This is a genomic window from Planctobacterium marinum (assembly GCF_036322805.1).
Lineage (GTDB): Bacteria > Pseudomonadota > Gammaproteobacteria > Enterobacterales > Alteromonadaceae > Planctobacterium > Planctobacterium marinum_A.
Genome location: NZ_AP027272.1, coordinates 881,889 through 903,300, shown reverse-complemented (window position 1 = coordinate 903,300; position 21,412 = coordinate 881,889). Strand labels below are relative to the sequence as shown.

Below are 21,412 nucleotides of genomic sequence, written 5' to 3'. Positions count from 1 at the left end.
CAATTTTCTACAACTTTTTTTTCATTTTCATTAACTTAAGCGCTGGATTTGGCATTTCCGTTTACTTTTTGACTTACCACTGGCAAACTCCTCTGACCACTTGACAGAATAACGAGGAATTTCCATGCCTGAATACCGCGCACCCTTGGCTGACTTTGAATTTTTATTGCACGATTGGCTCAATGTTTCTGAACATTATGCCCAAATTGGTAAAGATGACATTGATGCGGATTTAGTTAATGAGATTATCACTCAGGGCGCTCGCTTTGCTGAGTCTGAAGTTGCACCTATAAATCAAATCGGTGATCAACAAGGCTGTACCTTAAAAGATGGTAAAGTAACCACTGCTGAGGGATTTCCGCAAGCTTACCAGAGCTACATTGAAAATGGCTGGAATGCCATGCTGGGCTCAGAAGAATACGGTGGCCAGGAACTACCTTATTCCGTGGCCATTCCCGTGCACGAAATGCTGGTCTCTGCCAATGTAAGTTGGCGATTGGTTTGTGGTTTAACCGAAAGTGCCGTATTAGCGCTGGAAAAACACGGCAGTGATGAACTCAAGGAAACCTACCTGCCCAACCTGATTAGTGGTGAGTGGACCGGTACCATGAATTTAACAGAGCCTCAGGCTGGTTCCGATCTAAGCTTACTCACTTCCAAAGCAGAAGCGAATGATGACGGCTCCTATAAGATATCCGGCACTAAGATTTTTATCTCGGGCGGTGATCACGAGTGGACAGATAACATCATTCATCTGGTATTGGCTCGCTTACCGGATGCACCAGCAGGCGTAAAAGGCATTAGTTTGTTTTTAGTCCCCAAGATGCTACCCGATGCCAACGGTGAATTTACTATTGAGAATGACCTTTCGGTAGGCAGTATTGAGCACAAAATGGGTCTACATGGCTGTCCCACTTGTGTGATGAATTTTGACGGAGCAAAAGGTTGGTTAATTGGCGCTCCTCATAGCGGTTTGGCCTGTATGTTTACCATGATGAACGACGCCAGGTTCCAGGTGGGCTTACAAGGTACTGGTATTGCCGAAGCCTCATATCAGGGAGCACTTACTTACGCTAAAGAGCGTTTACAATCAAGAGCGCCACAAGGTGTACAGCAACCCGATGAAAAAGCGGATGCTATCATCCATTTACCCGACGTCAGACGTATGCTGCTCACCCAAAAAGCGTTGACGGAAGGCAGTCGGGCTCTGGGTTTGCTATATGCCAAACAGGTTGACATAGTGCGCTTTGGCACGGAAGAAGAACAAGCCAAAGCCGAATCTATCGTGGCTTACCTGACACCAATTACCAAGTCCTTCTTTACCGATATGGGACAAGAAGTGTCTCAGCATGGCGTACAAATTTTCGGTGGTCATGGGTACATCCAGGAATGGGGCATGGAACAGCTCATTCGCGATAGCCGTATCACCCAGCTTTACGAGGGTACCAACGGTATTCAGGCACTGGATCTCATCTCCCGTAAACTGGTGCGCGATGGTGGTCGCATGTTGCAAAATACCGCGGCCTTATTCAGCGACATGATCAACGCCATTCAAAACGAAGCAGACAAAAACATGGCGTTAGAGATCCAGCAACAGTGGTTGGCGGGTTCTGAATCCTTGATGTCCGGCGATGCGTTCGACACAGCAAGTCGCGCCTATGACTACATGCAGTTTTGCGCCTATTCCTTGTTAGCTATTTGCTGGTTGAGTATGAAGGACCGTGCTGCCCAAACGGGTAATGACCAACTGGCGAGTAGCAAAGCCAAAACCTGTGATTTTTATATTAAACGACTCTACCCCAGGGCACTCATGCACAAAGCCGCATTAGGTGACTCCGGTGAAGATTTAGCGGCACTGAGCCTCGAAGACTTCTAAGTACGAAAAAAGGGAGCTTACAGCTCCCTCTCTTTTTCAGGCGTTTTGTCTTATTGACGAATACCTTCCACGTGCAGTTCCAGCATTACGGTTGTGGGGCCTAAAATTTCTTTCATTCCGTAATCCGCCATGCGAATTTCAGTTGTACCCGCAAAGCCAGCGCGATAGCCACCCCAAGGATCATCTCCTTCACCAATTTTTTCAGCGTCAATGGTGATACTTTTGGTGGTGCCGTGTAAGGTGAAGTCACCAGCTACTTCTAATTGTCCATCACCTTTATCTGTTATCTTGGTGCTAACAAACTTTGCCTTTGGAAAATCTTTAACATTTAAAAAGTCATCACTGCGTAAGTGCTTGTCGCGCTCAGCGTGGTTGGAGTCGATACTCGCGGTATCAATCGTCACGGTGATTTTAGCACTTTCGGGCTTCTCAGCATCATAACTAAAGGTGCCTTCAAAGTCGTTAAAACGCCCCGTTAACCAGGAATACCCCAAGTGGCTGGTTTTGAAATTGATGAAAGCATGAGCGCCTTTGGTATCAATTACATAGTCCGCGGCGTTAGCCAGGGGCGATAACATGGCAGTTAGTACAACCGCAGCAAGTGTCTTTTTCATAATATTATCCTCGATGTTTAAAATTATTTTAGACGCGTCATACGACGCAGTGTCTCGTCTTTGTCTATAAAATGGTGTTTCAGCGCCGCCAGAGCGTGCAACACCACCAAACTAATGAGTGCATAGGCCAGGTATTCATGCACCAAACCGGCGATATCTTCCTGATCTTCAAATAACTCTCCCAAGCTCGGCACCGTTAGCCAGTCAAAAATATCAATACCGCGACCGTCTGCAGTTGAGATCAGGTAACCACTAAAGAAAATGGCCAGCATCAATATATACAAGAGCGCATGGGCAATACTGGCTGCTTTTTGTTCCCAAGGTTGGCCGAGCGCTTTGGGTTTGGTATCAATCAATTTCCACAGCAAGCGCAAAATCACTAAAGCTGCCAACAACAAGCCAGTACTTTTGTGCCAATGAGGCGCAGTTCGATACCACTCGCTGTAATAGTTGAGCTCAACCATCCACCAGCCCACGGCAAACAGACCCAGTACAACAATCGCTGTTACCCAGTGGAACAGCATGGCCACCAGGCCAAATTGCGCGTCACTATTTTTCAGCATTTGCCATCTCTACAATTTTCAATGGTGATAAGATAGCAGAGCAAAAACTAAATAAAAATGTTAAAAATACGGCCTTATCATTCGATTTAATTGAAAGTATGTGCAAAAAAAGCCGCGCAAGGCAGCTTTTTTACTGGATGGAGAGATTTATTTAAAACTGATAACTAAGGCGCACGTTAAAGGCTCGACCTGTCTCACTGAATTGTTCAGTGTCCGCATCCGCTGCTAACCCGGCAATATTCTCGTAGCGCACGTATTCTTTATCAAACAGGTTCTCCACCCCGGCGTTCAATTGCCAGTTATCGCCATAATAGGTGGCATACATATCCCACACAGCAAAGCCGTTACTGCGAATTAAATCATTGCCTTCGCTGTCTTGCGGTACATCGGTCATCCCCTTGGCGACGCGGATAGCGTTACTAAACTGCCAGTTATTCCAGCTGTAATTCACGAGTATGTTGCCCTGCAATGGGCTGATGGAAGTAAGCGCCTGACCAGTATCCTGATTTTTCCCTTCAGCCCAAGCCAGATTAACAGTCCAGTCCAGCTCAGCACTCAGATTCTGCCCCACAGACATTTCTATGCCTTTAATGCGGGTTTGATCAATATTTTGGTATTGGAACAACTGCTTCGACAGGCCGGGGATAAAGGTATCTTCAATACCTATCAAGGTAGACTCAATAAAGTTATCGAATTCGCTATAAAACCCGTTTATTTCCATAGCCAAATCATTATTGTTAAAGCGAACGCCAGCTTCCAGTGTTTGACTTTCTTCTGATTCTAAGTCTGAATTGGGCAGAATTTGATAGACAGGCTCTACGCCGTGGCTTTGATATGCCTGATCATGAGGGGGAATTTTAAAACCTTCCACATATTGCACATACAAGGCGGTTTGTTCTGAAGCGTCTAAAACAAAGCCGACTTTGGGTGAAAAGGCAGTCTCATCAATGGCCTTCAATTCGTCGCCGTCATAAAGACTGTCTTGTTTGGGCTGCATATCAAAAAAGTCCACACGGCCACCTACAACCATTGACCATGGCGAATCTGTCCAGCTGATATTATCTTGCATAAACACCCCCGTGAGACTGGTATCAGCTCCCGGAAAGGCTTTTTGTGGCTCGTCACTGAATTCGGTGCTGCCATCGTTAAGAACGCGGGTTTTTATTCTCGGACGAAAGGTGTCGTACTTGTCGTGATCAACGCCGTATACCAGCTGATGCGAGACAGCGCCAGAAGTGAAAGATTTAGAAAATACCGCTCGCAGCCCCCAAATATCCTGCTCGAAGCGATAATCATTGTAGTCAGTGTAACCACGGGTGCTGGCCAAAACCTGATCACTTCTTTGCTCGTATTGCGAAAAGTAAGCCTGCAAATCTAAGGAATCCCATAGCGCCGTGGTATTTTCATTGTGATAGTCCACGCTAAAGGCGTGACTCTGGTCACTGTCTCGAGTTTCATTAGCTCCTTGGATAATAACCTGGTCAACCTCTTGTTCAAATATATCAAGGGTAAACTTCAGGCTTTGTTGTGCTGCCAGTTGCCGTACAGCTTTAAACAGGAGTGCATCCGATGACGACTCATAACCCGGTAAGGTCTCCTGATAGTTTTGCACTTCGCTGCCATCGGTATGGGATACTGCCGCACTTAAAGCCCATTTCCCGGTTTCGACAGCACCAGTAAAATCCAGTCGCAATTCGTCAGCCGCGCCATCATAACCCAGACCAGCTCCCAGAAAATAGGAATCGCCTTGCAGGTAATCTTCTGGATCCTTAGTCGTGATCACCACAATGCCACCAAGACCATCGGAGCCATAAAGCGAAGATGCCGCGCCCTTGGCAACTTCGATTTGTTGCACAGTATCAGTATTAAAATAGCCTCGGCCAACAATAAAGCCACCGCCTCCGGCGTAACCATCATTACTGCGTCTACCGTCTTTAATATATACCAAGCGATTGCCGCCAACACCACGTACGGTAAGTGTTTGCGGCTGCGCGCCAGAGCCTGAAGTGGAAATACCCGGCTCATAACGGAATAAGGATTTAAGATCCGTCATCATAAACTGATTAATATCTTCAGCTGTAACTACAGAAACACTGCCAGCGGTGTCTTCTAGCTTTTGTTCTATACGAGAGCCTGAGATAACCATAGTCTCCCCCTCAAAGGCATCGGCTTCTTCAGCAGAGACGTGCATGGTGGGGACACAGAGCGTCGCGGAAATAGCGGCTGCGATAAGAGTCATTTGATTAGTACGAGTATGAGACTTGGAAAGTGACAGGGATTGTTCAGATTGCATACGGGGTTGTGCTCGCTTATTTTTTGATAATAGTTCTCATTTAGATTTGAGCAATTCTAAACAAACTCCCACCCTGATATCAATCTAAATAATAACTATTTGCATTTGTATTTAAATTTTGTATCCTGAAAAAAGTCGAGCAACATCATCATCAGGAAACCGCAACATGGCTTTAAGTTTGCCAGTCTCAAAACCACTCTCTCGGGAGATACTGTCAGTGTCATCAATGCTGCGTTTTGCCGCGCTGCTATGGATTGTGTGTTTTTCCGCTCATAGCACCGCCTCCCCAAAAAGTGCGGCAGACCCCAGAATCATTACAGCGGGCGGCACAATCACAGAAATTGTTTTCGCCTTGGGTGCTGGCGAGAGCGTTGTTGCAGTGGATCAATCCAGTCAATACCCAGCAGCCGCCACTGACCTGCCTATGGTGGGCTACTACCGAGAGCTTGCCGCAGAGGGGGTTCTGGCCTTTATGCCCGATAAACTCATGGCCCTTGAAGGCGCAGGTAGTCCTGAGGTATTAGAGCAAATTGCCGCCATTGGCGTTGATGTGCGTATCTACGCTAAGCCGAAATCGGTGGATGATTTAATGTCACTGATCGCCGAATTAGGTGACGACCTCAATCGCCAAAACGCCGCCACGTTATTACAAACAAAAATACAATCTTCCCTACCTGTTAAAAAACAACTGAGCGACACCAAAGCTGTTTACTTGTTATCTGCGGGAGACAGAGGTTTGATAGCGGCGGGTAAGGAAACCGTTCCCCAATTATTATTTGACTACAACGGTATTCAAAATCTGGCCAGCAGTCACTTTGGATTTAAAGGCCTTAACAGCGAGTCACTGGCATTACAGCAACCGGATTTTCTGGTGGCACCAGAGCATGTGGTCAGGGGTATGGGTGGCAGACAAGCATTTTGTCAGGCGGCAGTTTTAAGATTGCTTTCCGCCGCGCAAGAATGCCGTCTCTTGGTTATGGATTCTTTGATGTCGCTGGGTATGACCCCACGCCTGGCAAAAGCCATCGAAGCTGTTAACCGCTGGGAAGAGGTTAACTGATGCACTCCATTGCCAGCAGTCCTTCTGAGACTAAATTGCTGCGATGCAATACCGTTTCAGTGGGTTTTCAACAGAGACAGCACAAGCGCCATACGCTATTACTGGCCTTGGGCGCACTAGTATTGATGGCCAGCATAACGTCCTTAAGCTTTGGCCCTGCGGGCTGGGATTTAAAACTTGCCGTAGCCTGGTTGGCACCTGACGCCTGGCCACAGTTTTCGCCACTGCAATTGAATATTGTCACGGATATTCGTTTGCCGCGATTGTGTCTGGCATTACTGATTGGTGCTGTACTGGCACAGACTGGCGCGGCCACCCAAGCTTTGTGTCGCAATCCACTGGCGGACCCATCCGTGATTGGTATCAGCTCTGGCGCGGCGGTTGTTGCAGTGGCGCTCATCGCTTTTGCCCCAAATTTTAATTTTAACGCTGAAGCGCTTCTTCCCTATGGTGCATTTTGCGGCGCCTTACTGGTCACCATGCTGGTGTATCGATTCGCTCAAAGTGGTGCTGGCATCCAGGTTACCGCCTTGATCCTGATTGGGGTTGCCATCAACGCCTTATCTTTTGCCCTGATTGGTTTGTTTAGCTTTTACGCGGACGACAGCTCTTTGCGTCTGATCAATTACTGGACCATGGGTTCACTTGCTGGTGCCACATGGAGCACTTTATTCTCCGCCCTGCCCTTGTTTCTCATTTGTATTGTGGGGTTGTGGCTGAAGCGCAAAGAAATGAGCTTATTACTGCTGGGAGAAACCGAAGCTGAATATGCTGGTATCAACATCTCCCGCCTGAAAAATCAAATCGTACTATTTGTGGCTATTGGTGTCGGCGCTGCAGTTGCTCTTACGGGACTGATTGGTTTTATTGGCCTGGTGGTACCACATCTGGCGCGAATTTTAGTGGGTACCAACATGCGTGCCATGATGCCCGTCAGCCTGTTACTTGGGGCACTGGTGATATTAGCTTCCGACTGGGTTGCCAGAGTGATAGTACTGCCTGCCGAACTCCCCATAGGCATAGTCACAGCCTTGTTGGGTGCTCCCTTGTTTATCTGGCTATTGCATCGCCAATTGCGCTCAGCAATGCGCTAATCTGAGAGACTGACATCATGCTGCAATTACAATCTGTCAATGTATCACGTGGTCATAGCAAGATTCTGAGTAACCTTAGCTGCACTATCAAGCCCGGCAAACTGGTGGCTCTGGTGGGTGAAAACGGCGCAGGCAAATCAACGCTACTGCATGCCATTGCAGGGAGCCTGCCGTTTAATGGCCAAATCAGGCTTTTAAATAAGCCCCTGTCTGATTGGCCTGCTAAAGTGCTGGCCCAAAGCCGCGCGGTAATGATGCAGCAAAATGCGTTGAACTTTCATTTTGAAGTACCCGAATTTATCGCCATGGGTCGCTTTGCTATCCAGGAATCTAATGTTCAAAAGCAAAAGCGTGTGGCCCAGTTAATCCAATTGCTGGATTTACAATCGTTGATACAGCGTCATACCGGACAACTCTCAGGTGGACAGTTGCAGCGGGTTAATATGGCTCGCTGCCTGGCGCAACTGGATGCCTTTTCTGAAGGCTGTCGCAATAAACTGCTGTTACTGGATGAGCCCACGTCCGCATTGGATCTGCGCTATCAGCATCGTCTGCTTCAGGTAACCAAAGACTTTGTGCAGACCGGCAATAGCGCCATTGTGGCCATTCACGATATGAACCTTGCGTCTCTGTATGCCGATGAAGTAATACTTCTGCATAAAGGTCAGTTATTACGTCACGACGAGAGCCAAGCGGTACTGACCCCCGAGTTACTCGAACCCATTTATCACACCAGGATGCACATCGAACCTCATCCCATCCTGAATGTTCCTATGATTTTTTCTCAACCTGCGGAGACAGACAATGAGATCACAAGCACTTTCTGAAGCCAAACACCTGGTACACAGCGCCCAAAGTGGTGTTGTGTCTACGATTTCTCATAACCTTAGAGGTTATCCTTTTGGCTCAGTCACACCCTTTATCAGCTGTAGTGAGGGTAAACTGTACTTTTACATCAGTGACATTGCGCAACATGCTAAAAACCTCAGTCACGATTGTCGGATGAGTGTCACGGTTTTTGAGCAGGCACTAGAAGGGGACCAAAATGCCCATGGACGGGTAACTTTAGTAGGTGATGCCAAAAAGCTCGACTCAGAGCAAGCCGAGCTGGTTTTACAGCGCTATATCATGCGCTATCCGGAAGCAGAGTCTTACAAACAGGCCCACGATTTTCACGTTTGGCAAATGGACATCGTGCGGGTGCGCTACATCGGCGGGTTCGGCAAGATTTTCTGGATAGAGCCAGAGGAGTGGCAAAGCGCAGCCAGCCCTTGGGACTTTGCCACGGAATCTCGTATGATTGCTCACATGAATGAGGATCACGTCGACGCCATGGCTTTAATTTTGGCACAGCATCACGGTGTTGATGATAACAATCCACAAATGAGTGGTATCCAGAGCCAGGGCTTTTACATGCGCACAGAAAAGCGCAACTACTATGTACCCTTTGAGCGAGTGTGTCAGTCTGGCGGGGATGTGCGAACGGAGTTAGTTAAACTCACCCAGCAAGCCAGACAAGCCGCCTGATTACAGGATGAGTTTTAACCTTTATTTCTGCGGACTATTTACAATCGGCCGGTGATTTTCCAGTAATAGATTTCACCAAATCCTCAAGTGCCGGGGCCAAATCGTGCTCCGGTATTAACACTTCCACTAGTGCTGCTTGTTGTGGCTGTATCTGAATACCCTGCAACACCTCCAATAGTTGCTCACAATTTTGTACCTGATAGCCGGGCATATTATAGGCTTGGGCTAATCCCATGTAATCCCACTTGGGCAATATATCAAAGGGGGCAAATTTGCCATCAGGGGTAAAAGCGCATACATCCACAAAGGATTGTTCAATGGCATAAACCCCATTGCTCATGACGAACACCACGGCATCCAGGTTATTGCGAGATACGGTAGACAAAGCCTGACACATCATCATAAAGCCGCCATCTCCCGCTACCACCAGACTGCGTTTATCACTGGCCATGGAAGTGCCCGTAACACAGCCAGTTTCATGGCCCAGCGAACCCCAGGCGGCATCTCCCACAAAACTGTCTCTTGGCATACCCGTTAATCTCGCAGCCTGATACAAAGAGGAACTTTCGCCCAAGATGAGGTTTGTTGTTGCCAATAATTCCTCTTCCACCAACCAGGCCCACAACACCTCAAAAAAGGTTTTATAGCCTAACGCCTGCTGCAGCAGTTCTGGCGATAGCGCAGGCATTGTCGGAATGAGCGGCAGGGATACATCCATTAGTGGAAAATCACAGCTATGCTCAAATTTATGGCACAGGGTTTCAATAAACTCCGCCATGTGCACATTTTTAAAATGGTCAAAGCCCACCCGTGCTTCCTGAGAATTCATGTTAATGATATCGGCGAACTGCTTTTCCAGAACATCCAGGTAGTCATCGGTAAAGATAACTCCAAGGGCTAAAATTGCATCGGCCTCATTGAAATAAGTGTTGGTATCTGGATTGGAGGCGGCACCTGCATAAGTACCAATAAATAAACCATCATTTTCATCCAGCGCAGTTTTACCCAATGTGGTGGTGGCATATGGTAAACCACTGGCGCGCAACAGCTCCAATACCTGTTCTTGCAAACCAAAACGAGCAATTTCGACGCCCACTAAAACCACGGGTTGTCTGGCCCGTTTTATCTTCTCAAGGGCTTGTTGCAACATGGCTTCAAGCGAAGCTTTTTGGCTGGGCTTTTTGATGGGGCTTAATTCGCCCTGTGGTTCAGGGCAATGCATCCCCCAAACGTCTTGCCAGGCTTCCAGATAAATGGGACGTCGGTGCGTAATGGCTTGGGTTAAGGCTTCATCAATTTGCTGCGGTGCTTTTTTAGCATCACTTAATATCTCCGCAGCCACAGTAACATTACTAAAGACGTTGCGATCCGCTCCCAATCGGCCTGTGGAATGATGGAATAATACCCCGGTTTCCTGAATGGTGATGCGATTCTGAGTGGTAGGACTGGCAGAGATCACCACCACCGGATTGCGCTCTACATAAGAGCCCGCAATGGCATTTAAGACACTGAAAGTACCCACACCAAATTGTACCGACACAGCACCGATACCTTTATAGCGGGCGTATCCATCGGCGGCGTATCCGGCCCCCAGCTCATTCACATCGCCGATGGCATCAATACCCTCAAAGTTTTCCAATGCATCCATAAATTCAGCCACATAATCACCCGGCACCTGGAACACTTTATCCAGGCCAAGCTGTTGCAGGCGTGTTAACAGGTAATCAGCAACCGAGAAATGGGCTTTTTTAGCACGGCTTTTAAGGGCATTATTTCTGGACATGATTAATCCCCTCATAGGCAAATTCGGTCACTTCATTTAAGGTTTTACCGCAATTGCTGCAGGTAAACGGTGGCTTGTTTTGGTTGCATTGGCAGCCATCCGGGCAAGGCACCGGTAAAAAGCTAAAGCCGTGATTAGCCTCAAGCCATTCAGGGTAATCAGGGTCATTCACCAACCAGTCGGGCTTATCCAAACCAAAAAACGACTCAAGGGTGGACTCAGCAGTATTAAGCGCCCCTTCTACCCAACCTTGCTCATAAGAGTAGGCTTCGCCGACGATATAGATGTCTTGCTCAACCACCGGGTGACGCATCCGACACATCACCTCATCCAGGCGATAATTGGCTTTCCACTCGTGCCATCCACCACCGTAGGGATCTTCGCCCCACTCCTGATAAACAGCAGAATAAGGCATGGGGAGTTCTTTTTGATTGTGCAATGCCTCTATCTGACGCTGGGCCGACTCCACCATATCTTGGGTAATCTGAAACTCGTGTTTCAATACGACTTCTTCCCCCTCGATAGAGCAGCGACTTTGATTAGGCAAAAAGCCCAGGTATTGCTCCCCTTTTTCCAGACCTTTCCAGAAAGGAATGGTTTCGATGTCGTTGTAAGAGGCCATCAACAGGGAATTCATGGTGTTTTCGCCGCCTTCCTGTTCGCATTCGGTACCCATGTAGTAGGTCTGGCGAATGGGCAAGTCGGTCACCGAACGGCCTGCCACTAATCCCAGACTGCGCCACCAGGGACGCTCATAAGCCATAAACATCTTGAAGGCTTTTTGGATGAGCACTGACGGAATGTTTTCTTTTAACCACGGATCGTTGAAGAAGTCAGATTTAATGAGTTCCAGAGAGCGACGTGGCATCGCCAGAATCAGCTTTTTGGTATGTACGATGATGGGTTCAGCATCATTACATTGGTGCGTCTTACCTGCCGAGTCGGTTTCTGTGGGATAAAATATCAGTTCATAACTACTGTTCTCATCTTCCCGCAGCTTCACTTCATCCAGCCGATAGTTCATATAGATGCGCTCACCACAAGGCAATACGCCGCCGGGCATAGCATCAAAGTTAGCTGCGAGGGTCAATGGCAAAGACTGGAAGCCGTCTTTTAGGGTGAGAAACACTGTGTCATCTGAGTATTCCGTGGCCGGTAACTGAGTCACTGCACTGGCATTAGCCACATTGGCATCGTAACCACCAGCGTCCTTCATAAATTGGTAAGCTTCGTTGCTCAGTACCCGCTCCAGCAAGTTCCAGAAACCGTACTTCCAGATTTCTTTGCCGAATACTTTGAGCTGCATTTGCTCACATAGGCTCATGTCGGCAAAGCCGGGGCAAATCAGGTTCATCACTTTTACCTGCAGGTTTTCCGGGCCATAACCTTTCTCTGACCAGTTCATTTTGTAGGGGATGCGATCCGGACACTCGGCAAAGTCGCGGTAGCGGAAATATTCACCGCGCAGATAAAACAGATTATTATCGGCATGCGCTACCGGGCTGTTGGGATCATTGGGATCGAGAGGCAGTGAAGAGCCCATCGGAAAATTTTTGGTTTGCAAGCCGAGCTCATTCACCAGGGTTTTCACCATAATGTGATCTTCCGGGATATAACGCATTCCCCCCAGCTCGGCCACCACATTGGGTAAACCGGGGATTATGCGACTATACAGTCGGCCACCAATGCGATTACTGTATTCAAATACCGCTATTTTCTGGGTATCACCGTAAGCCTGTTGCAACCGCCAGGCACTATAAACACCTGAAACCCCACCACCCACTATCGCTACATCTAACTCAAACTCTGCCATATCCGTGTTTCCCTATTTGAAATAATTAACCTGAAGGTGAAATTAAACCCCCTCGTGGAGAGTAAAAATATAGCCGGAAATTTTAAAAGTGCACGTTTGAAGTGGATATTTATTGTGGGGTTTTATGCCATGGAAGGTACTTTGATTATTGTTAGCTTCCCGATGAGGTGAGTAACTCTTGAGCAAAAAAAAGCCTGTATCCTGCTTGTAACTTTATAATCTGAAATTAACAAAAGAGGTTTGTGGCCCTGAGTCTATATAGCTGATGTAGCAATTTAGTATTAACCAACTGATTATTTGGGTAATGAACTACCAGACTCCCCATTACAGGTATCCAGATAATTGAGGATTTTTTTGCGGCCTTCTGCTGTGGAGTACAGCTCTAATGGTGTGGCATTGTCGAATAGCTGACAGGGGTGGTTGAGCCACTTCTCTGTCATCTTGGCATCATGAAAAAATGACATCGCTTTTCTGTAGAGTTCACTTTCCATTCTTTACGCTCTGAATTGCTGCCCAAGAACGATAGTAGCAATTCACAAAAATGTAAAGAATCTGTCATAAAGCAACTTGGTTAGTCTAACCACTCTGCTTTTAATGCCTGGTAAGTGCCATCGACTTTCATTGATTCGAGGCCGCTACTTAACTGCTCAACAATCTTTTTGTTGGTGTTTAACCCGGTGGCGATATACAGCTCTCTGGTGAGCTCAGGTAAAGCCAGATAGCGTTTCACTTGCTCCGGCTTGTAACCCGCTTTATTGATTTCCAGATTTTGCGATAAGGCGTTGGTTAATACCAGGTCCACATGCCCCTTAAATAACATGCCCCAGAGATGGTCATATTGCACCGCAAGGCCCAAATTGTGTTTATCACTGAATCCTCGTTGCCTTAACCAGTATTCTGAGAAATAACCGCGCACGGTGCCAACCACCAGGCTCTTGGCATCTTCAAGAGAGCTGAGTTGTATATCGCTACGCTCTGCCAGACCAATTAAAAACGCTTTAGTTTCATATACCGAACCGACCCATTGGAATTGCTTTTCTCTGGTATCAGAACGCAACAAAGACAACATGAATACATTGCTTTGGGAAGTGCTTTGCTCAAAGGCTCGAGCTTGGGGCATCAGCTCTACTCTGGAAGGAAGCCCTGCTCTGTCGGCCGCCGCTTGCGCCAGTTTTACCAAAAAACCATCGGCTTGTTTTTGGCTGTTGATAAAATGAATGGGAGGCAGTTGCTCTGCCACAAAGAGAATTTCATCTGCCGCCGTTTTTCCCGCCATCAATAGCACTGAACACAAGATGCCATAGAGAGCGCCGCGGCGAAGCATTTACGATGACTCCGGCAGCTGATCCAGGAACGCAGTCAAATATTGGAAAGCATCGTCTTCGTTGGAAAACAGCACGTCACTTAGCGGTTGTTCAATACCAATGTTTTCTCTTATCCGCTTGGTTTGTGCTATGGCTACTGGCGAAGTTAAAACATAAGCCGCCTGGACACAGCCCCATTTATGCCCCAGTCTGCCTGATTCAATCAACACAGCTTCGGCTTCTTCAGTTCCCACCATCGCCTCTGGAGAATTATTAAGGTAGCACCAAGGGCGCCCTTTTAGCTCCCCTAAAAGCAGCTCCAGGTGTTCACTAAAATACTTTAAAACCCCTGCATTAATGGCACCAACAAAGCTGGCAACAATTATGCGACCATTTCTTTCAAGAGAAACGCTACCGTATTTGTTCTTAAATTGGTGCTTATCAGGGGTTTGCGCAATGCTGGACATTCTGTGAGGATATTCCTTAACTTCTGACTGGATACCTTGCCACGCAAGCAAAGTATCCCAAAAACCTCCATATTACCCGCTAATATCCAATAAGCAACGCTTTGAGCGGCATCATCACAAATCAACATTTTCCAGATGCGCGATATCCCGCCAGAAACTATCAATTAAACTGTCGGTTAAACCTGTCTAGCTCTCTTGTTTTTATCAAGCTATAAACCGCCGGCATGACAATCAAAGTCAATAACAAGGCACTGGTCATGCCGCCCACCATAGGTGCTGCAATACGGCTCATCACTTCGGCCCCGGTGCCGGTGCCATATAAAATAGGTAACAATCCTAAAATAATGGTGGCCACCGTCATGATCACCGGCCGCGCTCGCAAACTGGCCCCTTGCAACAAAGTTTGTTGATACTGGCGGAGCGAAATGGGAGTAGCATTTGTTATCGCTGATTGTTGTGCGTCTTTGAATGCCTGATTCAGATAAACCAACATCAGTACCCCAATTTCCACTGCAACCCCCGCCAGCGCGATAAAACCAACTCCCACGGCAACGGAGAAATTGAACCCCTCCAGATACAATAGCCATAAGCCGCCAATCATGGCCAGAGGCAATGTGCCGATAATCATTGCGACTTCAGTAAAACGACGAAAGTTGAGAAACAATAACAACAGGATAATAGCTAGTGTCATGGGTAACACATACGCCAACTTGGCTTTGGCACGCTCCATGTATTCATATTGTCCGGCCCAGTTGACGGAATACCCCGCGGGTAAATCTAACTCTTTAGCCAGCACTGCTTTGGCTTGTTGTACGTAACTGCCCACGTCAACCCCATCAATATCAATGAAGCTCCAGCCATTGATACGGGCGTTTTCACTCTTAATCCCCGGCGGTCCAGTTTCGATGCGAATATCAGCTACATCACCAAGCGCTATACGTTGACCTGATGGCGTGACCACAGGCAGTCGCGCCAGCTTTTCCGGGCTGTCTCGATAATCTTGTGGATAACGCAGGTTCACCGGGTAGCGCTCCTGTCCCTCTATGGTTTGAGTGACATTCATACCGCCAATGGCGGTGGATACCACTTGTTGTGCGTCAGCGATGTTCAAGCCAAAACGACTAGCTTTATCTCTAAGTATGTCCACTTTTATGTATCGTCCACCTGCAACTCGTTCGGAGTACACCGAAGCGGTGCCCGGCACGTCCTGCAGAATCCTCTCAATTTCGCTACCAATATCCTGAATAACACTCAGCTCTGGCCCAGCCACTTTAATACCCACCGGGGTTTTAATGCCCGTTGCCAGCATGTCTATCCGGGTTTTGATGGGCATCACCCAAGCGTTAGTGACTCCCGGAAATTTCACCAAACTATCCAGTTCGGCTTTCAATGACTCAGTAGTAACCCCCACTCGCCATTGCGCTTTGGGTTTCAATTGAATAAAGGTTTCGATCATGGTGAGCGGTGCTGGATCGGTGGCTGTATCTGCTCGCCCAACTTTGCCGAATACGTTCTGCACTTCTGGCACGGTGCGAATGAGCTTGTCGGTTTGCTGCAATAATTCACGGGCTTTGCCAATGGAAATGCCCGGATAAGTAGTTGGCATATACATCAAATCCCCTTCATCCAGGGGCGGAATAAACTCACTGCCAATCTTGTTGATGGGATAAAACCCAACAATGGTGACCACCAAAGCGAACGCGATGGTGATTTTGGGGTATTGCAACACTTTAGCCAAAATCGGTTTATATAACGCAATTAACGCCTTATTTAAGGGGTTTGCTTGTTCTGAAGTAACTTTACCGCGGATGAAATAACCGATTAACACTGGCACCAAAGTCACGGCCAAACCCGCCGATGCCGCCATGGCATAGGTTTTGGTGTAAGCCAGGGGCGTAAACATTCTGCCCTCCTGAGCTTCCAGTATAAAAACCGGTAAAAAGGATACAGTGATTATAAGCAGACTAAAAAACAGGGCAGGTCCTACTTCAGATGTGGCCTTTGCCACTATTTGCCAGCGATTTTGCTCATTGAGCGGAGTTTTCTCCATATGCTTATGCATATTCTCAATCATCACTATGGCACCATCTGTCATGGCGCCAATGGCAATAGCAATCCCACCAAGAGACATAATATTGGCGTTGATCCCTTGCAGATACATAATGATGAACGCCACTAAGATCCCTAAAGGTAAGGTCACTACCGCCACAAATGCTGAGCGCAAATGAAACAGGAAAGCAGCGCAAACCAGGGCGACTATCAACAACTCTTCACCGAGTTTTTGCCAAAGATTATCAACTGCGCGATTGATCAGATCAGAGCGGTCATAAACCGTGACAACTTCCACGCCTTCTGGCAAAGAGGATTGTAATGAAGCTAACTTCTCTTTAACGCCGGCAATGGTTTTTTGCGCATTTTCCTGAAAGCGCATCACCACAACACCGCCCACCACTTCACCCTCACCGTTGAGTTCAGCGATACCACGACGCATTTGCGGCCCTAATCCCACCACCGCGATATCTCCGATGGTCAATGGCGTGCCTTGCTCATTCAGGCCCAGTGGGATTTGCTCGATATCGGTACTGGATTGAATGTAGCCGGAGGCCGTTACCATGTATTCTGCCTCCGCCATCTCCAGTACTGATGCCCCCATTTCCTGATTACCGCGTTTGAGGGCCATTTGTACATGGGACAAAGGGATGTTGTAGGCCCTGAGTTTATCCGGGTCCACCTGCACCTGGTACTGTTTCACCATACCGCCTACAGAGGCCACTTCAGACACCCCTGGAACAGTTTGCAATTCGTATTTTAAAAACCAGTCCTGAATTGAGCGCAACTGGCTAATATCATGCTGTCCACTTCGATCAGTTAAGGCATAGATGTATACCCAGCCGACCCCCGTTGCGTCAGGCCCCAGTTGCGGTTTCGCGCTTTCAGGCAAGTTTGACGCCGCCTGGCTCAGATACTCCAACACCCGACTTCGGGCCCAATACAGATCAGTATCATCATCAAAGATGATATAAACATAGGAATCACCGAAAAACGAGTAGCCCCGCACCGTTTGAGCACCGGGTACCGATAACATGGCCGTTGTCAGTGGAAAGGTTACCTGATCCTGCACCACTTGGGGTGATTGTCCCGGATAGCTGGTCTTAACAATGACCTGCACATCGGACAAGTCCGGAATGGCATCCACCGGAGTGTGTTTAACGGCGAACAATCCGGCAAAAGCGATTAGCACGGTCACCAACAATACCAGCACCCGATTGCTGATGGACCAACGAATGACAGACTCAATCACGATTTGCCCCCTTTACTGCATGAGACGAATGGTTCTGGAGCCTACTGTCACCATTGGATGAATCTCCCGCCAAAACCTCAATAGTCGTGATATACAAATCCTCTCGCACTTCAAAAGTGAACAAGATGGACATACCCGGCAAAAGATTGGTGATATCTACGTCTTCATCCACTCGAAAATCCATAGTGGCGGCAGGGCGCTGCCATTTATCAATCGCCTCGCGACTGATATTCAGCACACGATCTTCCACGGAGAGACTGTTGAGCAGACCTTGCACCGTTGCAGTGGGATAAGTCTCTTGGGTGTCCATATTATGCCCGGTGTCCATAATATGAATCTCCGTCACTCGGTACACGCCGTCTGTCGTTTTGGTTACTTCAAAATGCAGCGACTGTCCGGCCTCAAGCTCATTGATATCCACCTGCTGCGCAACAGTAAAATCCATGGTCATTTCAGGCCATCCCCATGCCTCTGCAGGTTCATGACTGATATTCACCATGCGGTGCCCCGGCATGACGTCGTTGACTTTCCCTGCCATCCATAGCGAATCCGGCTCTTCATCATGGTTCATGCGTTTAAAGTCAGATTGTTTGCTGGATTCGGAATCGAGCAAAAACTGCGCTGAAGTAACCACCTCGTCGGATTGCTCTAACCCTTCAAGGATTTCGATATGATTGGCCGTTACTCGTCCAATGGTGACCGCAACAGATTTAAATCTTCCTTCGCCTAACGCCAGGACCACCCGGTCTTGTTTGCCGGTTCTGATGACGGATTCTTTGGGCACCAGCAAAGCATCGCTTTGCGCTTGTGCATGTGCATGTATCACCACCTGAGCAAACATATTAGGCTTTAACAGCAACTCGGGATTATCGAAGGTCAGGCGTACCCGCAACGTGCGGGTTTTGGGATTTAAAGTAGGATAGATGTAATCCACTTCTCCTTGCCAGACTTTCCCGGGTAAATAGTCCAATGTCATGGACACGGGTTGCCCTTGAACCACAACAGCGGTGTCACGTTCAAACACTTCGGCTTCCACCCAAACCTGCTCTAATTGCGCAATGCTCATCAAGGTATTACCGGGTTGCACGAAATAGCCCTCGCGGGTTTTCAGAGCGTCAATAACCCCGCTTTGTGGCGCATAAAAAGTCACTGACTGACTCACTTTACGCTGTTGTTCCAGTTTGCCGATGAAATCGTTTGATAATTGCAAAGCCTTCAAACGCTCTCTTGCAGCTGCGATCAAAGCATTATCGTTACGCTTAAGGGCGAGAACAAATTCTTCCTGAGCATTAACTAACTGTGGGGAATACAGGGTATACAAAGGCGCGTCTTTTTTAACCGGGTCGCCCTCCGCTTTGACGAACAATTTTTCTATCCAACCTTCAACGCGGGGGTGGATATGCAACAATTTGTCCTCATCGTATTGCACGTAGCCGACTGTATTAATGGCATTGTTCAGTTCTGCCAGTTGTACGGGTGCAGTGCGCACCCCCAGATTATTGACAACATGCGGGGCAATTTTAACCGTTCCTGGAGACAGCGTCTCATCATCATCTTCATAAACCGGTACCAGGTCCATTCCCATCGGAGATTTACCAGGTTTATCACGACGATAATTGGCGTCCATCGGTGCCACCCAATAAAGGGGTTGTTTCTCGCTTGAGGTTTCAGCTCCCGATGACGAAGAGGGAGTCTGCAGCAAACTCACTGCCCCCGCGCCGATAAGTGCACCGGTAATTAAGGTAGCGAACAACGTTACAGCGGGTTTCATCAGTATTCTCCTTGTTGCTGTGCAGCAGTAAATTTGCTGTTTGACTGATTCAGGAAGTAATTGAGTTTTGCGATGGTTTTCTGGATGGCAACATCAATTTTAAGTTTGGCGATACGCATATTTAACTCTGCTATTTTGGCTCTTACCACCTCCGAAAAATCGCCATCATCATGGGTATAAGCAGTCAGTGCGGCAGAGGCTTGATCACGACTTTGAGCTAATAGCTGAGTCTCATACAAGTCAGCTCGCTGCTGATAACGCGCCAGCTCTTTCGCCAGGCTTTGCACCTGGCCCAACATGTTTTTTGCCATGAGTAACTTCTCCGTTTTCACCGCTTCGGTTTCTGCAACGCTGGCGGAAACCAACTGAGCTTGTTTATGTTCAGTGAACAGGGGGATGTCCAAACTCACCCCGATAGAGAAAAAGTCGGTACGACTACTGCCATCAGGGGCATCATCGCGATAACCGTAGCTGGCATTAACGCCCCATTGAGGCTTGTAACCCTGGCGGGCGATATCTGTTGATTTTTGTGCTGATTGATATTTTATATCCAGTGCTTTGATCGCTGGATGTTGCAAAAGTATGTTTACAATTGCATTAGTATCCATTTGTGACGTCACCAGGATACCTGCATAGGTTACTTCCAGCGCCGGAAGCTCTGTTGTTACCCTATATGCAGGTGCTCTATTGAAGTCCAACAGCCGCAACTCAGAGGTCTCATGGTAGGGATACAACCACTCGTTGAGTTTTGCCAGTGCCGCTTCTTTGTGCATGGCTTGTTCTGTTAACCAGTCTTGCAGTTGCGCCAATTCTAATTGCGCTCGAATCACATCTTGCTGACGAGTTCTGCCCAAAGTGGATGAATAGTTCGCTTTCGCTACATCCAACATTTGCTCAAACAGTACTCTGTCATTTTCGATAAGTTCAATGATTTTTTGCGCCTGAAAAGCTTGCAACCAAAGTTCGGAGATTTTGGCTGCAACTTGCGCTTTGCGATTTTCCCGTAGTATCGGAAAACGTTCGGCTTCGATCTGCAATTTCTGCTGCTTAAGCTCACGAGTTTCGCCACGAGGAAATTGCTGTGCAATGGCCACTTTAAGTTGCGTCATTGGCTCCTGATCGATTGCCCAGGAATCCAGAGGCAAATTCATCATACTTACAGAAAGTTTAGGATCAGGTAATTGCCCGGCAGCCACACTGCGATACTTCACCGCTTGCTGCTGCAACACGTTTTCCTGATGCCAGGGATCGGATTGATTTGCCACGACAATTGCTTGCTCCAAAGTAATGGCCTGATTCAGCTCTGGTGCTGGTTGCGCAAACACATTGTATGCCAACAACAGGCAAGCGATGGATGCCAATGGCATCCGGGTTTTGATTTTACTGCGATTCATTTTTTCCTCCGGTTTACCGGAATGTAATGCGAATACTTTCTCAAGAACTCATTCGGAAAATAAGTGCTTATTTTGAGAAACGCGGTGGTTTCCTTCAGTGTATTTTGGACACACTAATCCTGTGTCAGGCAAAAATGGGGGGACGATATAAGGAGGTTTGAATCAGGTTGTAATGGGATTGAGTAAAAGATTGTATGGTAGCGTTCAGTACATTGTTGCTCATGCCTAACGGCTCAACGGCAAGCCATGAGAAACCGTTACAAGTACCCGCCGGGCATTCACATTCAGAGGCGCAGTGTTCATCACTGCTGCTCATTTGAGCATGGTGATGCTGCATTTCCTCATGAGATATTTCATGGTGATGCACACTGGCATGTTTTATATCAGCGTGGCTCATAGCAGAATGCTCAGTATTCGAGTGCATCATGTTTGAGTGCTTCATCTCCGCATGACTCGCCAAAGTCATGTCTGTCTTTTGCATTGTCATACCACATGACATCGTCGCGTACGCCATCGCCTGCCCCAAAAGAGCAACGACAACCACGAACAACA

The 21,412-nt window shown here is 47.7% G+C and carries 17 protein-coding genes; 5 read left to right on the top strand and 12 right to left on the bottom strand.

Annotated elements, in window-relative coordinates; genetic code table 11:
• The first annotated feature begins 124 nt into the window (after positions 1 to 124).
• On the top strand, positions 125 to 1,876 hold the full coding sequence (locus AABA75_RS04060) for an acyl-CoA dehydrogenase family protein (RefSeq protein WP_338291243.1): 1,752 nt from the start codon (positions 125 to 127) through the stop codon (positions 1,874 to 1,876).
• Between the two features lie 50 nt (positions 1,877 to 1,926).
• On the opposite strand, the gene AABA75_RS04055 is transcribed toward AABA75_RS04060, so the two are convergent.
• From AABA75_RS04055 to AABA75_RS04045, 3 genes are all read right to left on the bottom strand, one after another.
• On the bottom strand, positions 1,927 to 2,490 hold the full coding sequence (locus AABA75_RS04055; RefSeq protein ID WP_338291242.1) for a YceI family protein: 564 nt from the start codon (positions 2,488 to 2,490) through the stop codon (positions 1,927 to 1,929).
• A gap of 23 nt (positions 2,491 to 2,513) precedes the next feature.
• On the bottom strand, positions 2,514 to 3,053 hold the full coding sequence (locus AABA75_RS04050; protein WP_338291241.1) for a cytochrome b: 540 nt from the start codon (positions 3,051 to 3,053) through the stop codon (positions 2,514 to 2,516).
• A gap of 151 nt (positions 3,054 to 3,204) precedes the next feature.
• A complete protein-coding gene (locus AABA75_RS04045) occupies positions 3,205 to 5,346 on the bottom strand; it encodes a TonB-dependent hemoglobin/transferrin/lactoferrin family receptor (RefSeq protein WP_338291240.1) in 2,142 nt (713 codons plus the stop codon).
• A gap of 166 nt (positions 5,347 to 5,512) precedes the next feature.
• On the opposite strand from AABA75_RS04045, the gene AABA75_RS04040 reads away from it, so the two are divergent.
• The 4 genes from AABA75_RS04040 to AABA75_RS04025 are packed head-to-tail and all read left to right on the top strand — an operon-like array spanning position 5,513 to position 9,027.
• A complete protein-coding gene (locus tag AABA75_RS04040; RefSeq protein WP_338291239.1) occupies positions 5,513 to 6,406 on the top strand; it encodes a heme/hemin ABC transporter substrate-binding protein in 894 nt (297 codons plus the stop codon).
• Positions 6,406 to 7,500 carry a FecCD family ABC transporter permease gene (locus AABA75_RS04035; protein WP_338291238.1) on the top strand — a complete coding sequence of 365 codons (1,095 nt, stop codon included), beginning with the start codon at positions 6,406 to 6,408 and terminating at the stop codon, positions 7,498 to 7,500. Before AABA75_RS04040 ends, AABA75_RS04035 begins: the two co-directional genes overlap by 1 nt.
• A 17-nt stretch (positions 7,501 to 7,517) precedes the next feature.
• Entirely contained in the window at positions 7,518 to 8,327 is an 810-nt protein-coding gene (locus tag AABA75_RS04030; RefSeq protein ID WP_338291237.1) for a heme ABC transporter ATP-binding protein, read from the top strand.
• A complete protein-coding gene (locus AABA75_RS04025) occupies positions 8,305 to 9,027 on the top strand; it encodes a HugZ family protein (RefSeq protein WP_338291236.1) in 723 nt (240 codons plus the stop codon). The genes AABA75_RS04030 and AABA75_RS04025 overlap by 23 nt, the downstream gene beginning before the upstream one ends.
• Positions 9,028 to 9,061: 34 nt before the next feature.
• Here the strand turns inward: AABA75_RS04025 and AABA75_RS04020 are convergent, their stop codons facing one another.
• The 9 genes from AABA75_RS04020 to AABA75_RS03980 all read right to left on the bottom strand — a co-directional run bounded on the left by AABA75_RS04020 (position 9,062) and on the right by AABA75_RS03980 (position 21,341).
• On the bottom strand, positions 9,062 to 10,810 hold the full coding sequence (locus AABA75_RS04020) for an alpha-keto acid decarboxylase family protein (protein WP_338291235.1): 1,749 nt from the start codon (positions 10,808 to 10,810) through the stop codon (positions 9,062 to 9,064).
• The gene (locus AABA75_RS04015; protein ID WP_338291234.1) at positions 10,797 to 12,623 is read right to left on the bottom strand and encodes a flavin monoamine oxidase family protein; all 1,827 of its coding nucleotides are present in this window, start codon (positions 12,621 to 12,623) and stop codon (positions 10,797 to 10,799) included. The genes AABA75_RS04020 and AABA75_RS04015 overlap by 14 nt, the downstream gene beginning before the upstream one ends.
• Before the next feature lie 293 nt (positions 12,624 to 12,916).
• Positions 12,917 to 13,087 (bottom strand): MbcA/ParS/Xre antitoxin family protein, encoded by a 171-nt coding sequence (locus AABA75_RS04010; RefSeq protein WP_338291233.1) that lies wholly within the window; start codon positions 13,085 to 13,087, stop codon positions 12,917 to 12,919.
• A 107-nt stretch (positions 13,088 to 13,194) separates the two neighbouring features.
• On the bottom strand, positions 13,195 to 13,947 hold the full coding sequence (locus AABA75_RS04005) for a substrate-binding periplasmic protein (RefSeq protein WP_338291232.1): 753 nt from the start codon (positions 13,945 to 13,947) through the stop codon (positions 13,195 to 13,197).
• Complete coding sequence (locus AABA75_RS04000) at positions 13,948 to 14,394, bottom strand: hypothetical protein (RefSeq protein WP_338291231.1); 447 nt, start codon at positions 14,392 to 14,394, stop codon at positions 13,948 to 13,950. It abuts the gene before it with no gap.
• A gap of 160 nt (positions 14,395 to 14,554) precedes the next feature.
• On the bottom strand, positions 14,555 to 17,695 hold the full coding sequence (locus tag AABA75_RS03995) for an efflux RND transporter permease subunit (protein WP_338291230.1): 3,141 nt from the start codon (positions 17,693 to 17,695) through the stop codon (positions 14,555 to 14,557).
• On the bottom strand, positions 17,688 to 19,466 hold the full coding sequence (locus AABA75_RS03990) for an efflux RND transporter periplasmic adaptor subunit (RefSeq protein ID WP_338291229.1): 1,779 nt from the start codon (positions 19,464 to 19,466) through the stop codon (positions 17,688 to 17,690). Before AABA75_RS03990 ends, AABA75_RS03995 begins: the two co-directional genes overlap by 8 nt.
• Positions 19,466 to 20,860, bottom strand: a complete 1,395-nt coding sequence (locus tag AABA75_RS03985; RefSeq protein ID WP_338291228.1) for a TolC family protein — start codon at positions 20,858 to 20,860, stop codon at positions 19,466 to 19,468. The genes AABA75_RS03990 and AABA75_RS03985 overlap by 1 nt, the downstream gene beginning before the upstream one ends.
• 124 nt (positions 20,861 to 20,984) lie before the next feature.
• On the bottom strand, positions 20,985 to 21,341 hold the full coding sequence (locus AABA75_RS03980; protein WP_338291226.1) for a hypothetical protein: 357 nt from the start codon (positions 21,339 to 21,341) through the stop codon (positions 20,985 to 20,987).
• Between the last annotated feature and the right edge of the window lie 71 nt (positions 21,342 to 21,412).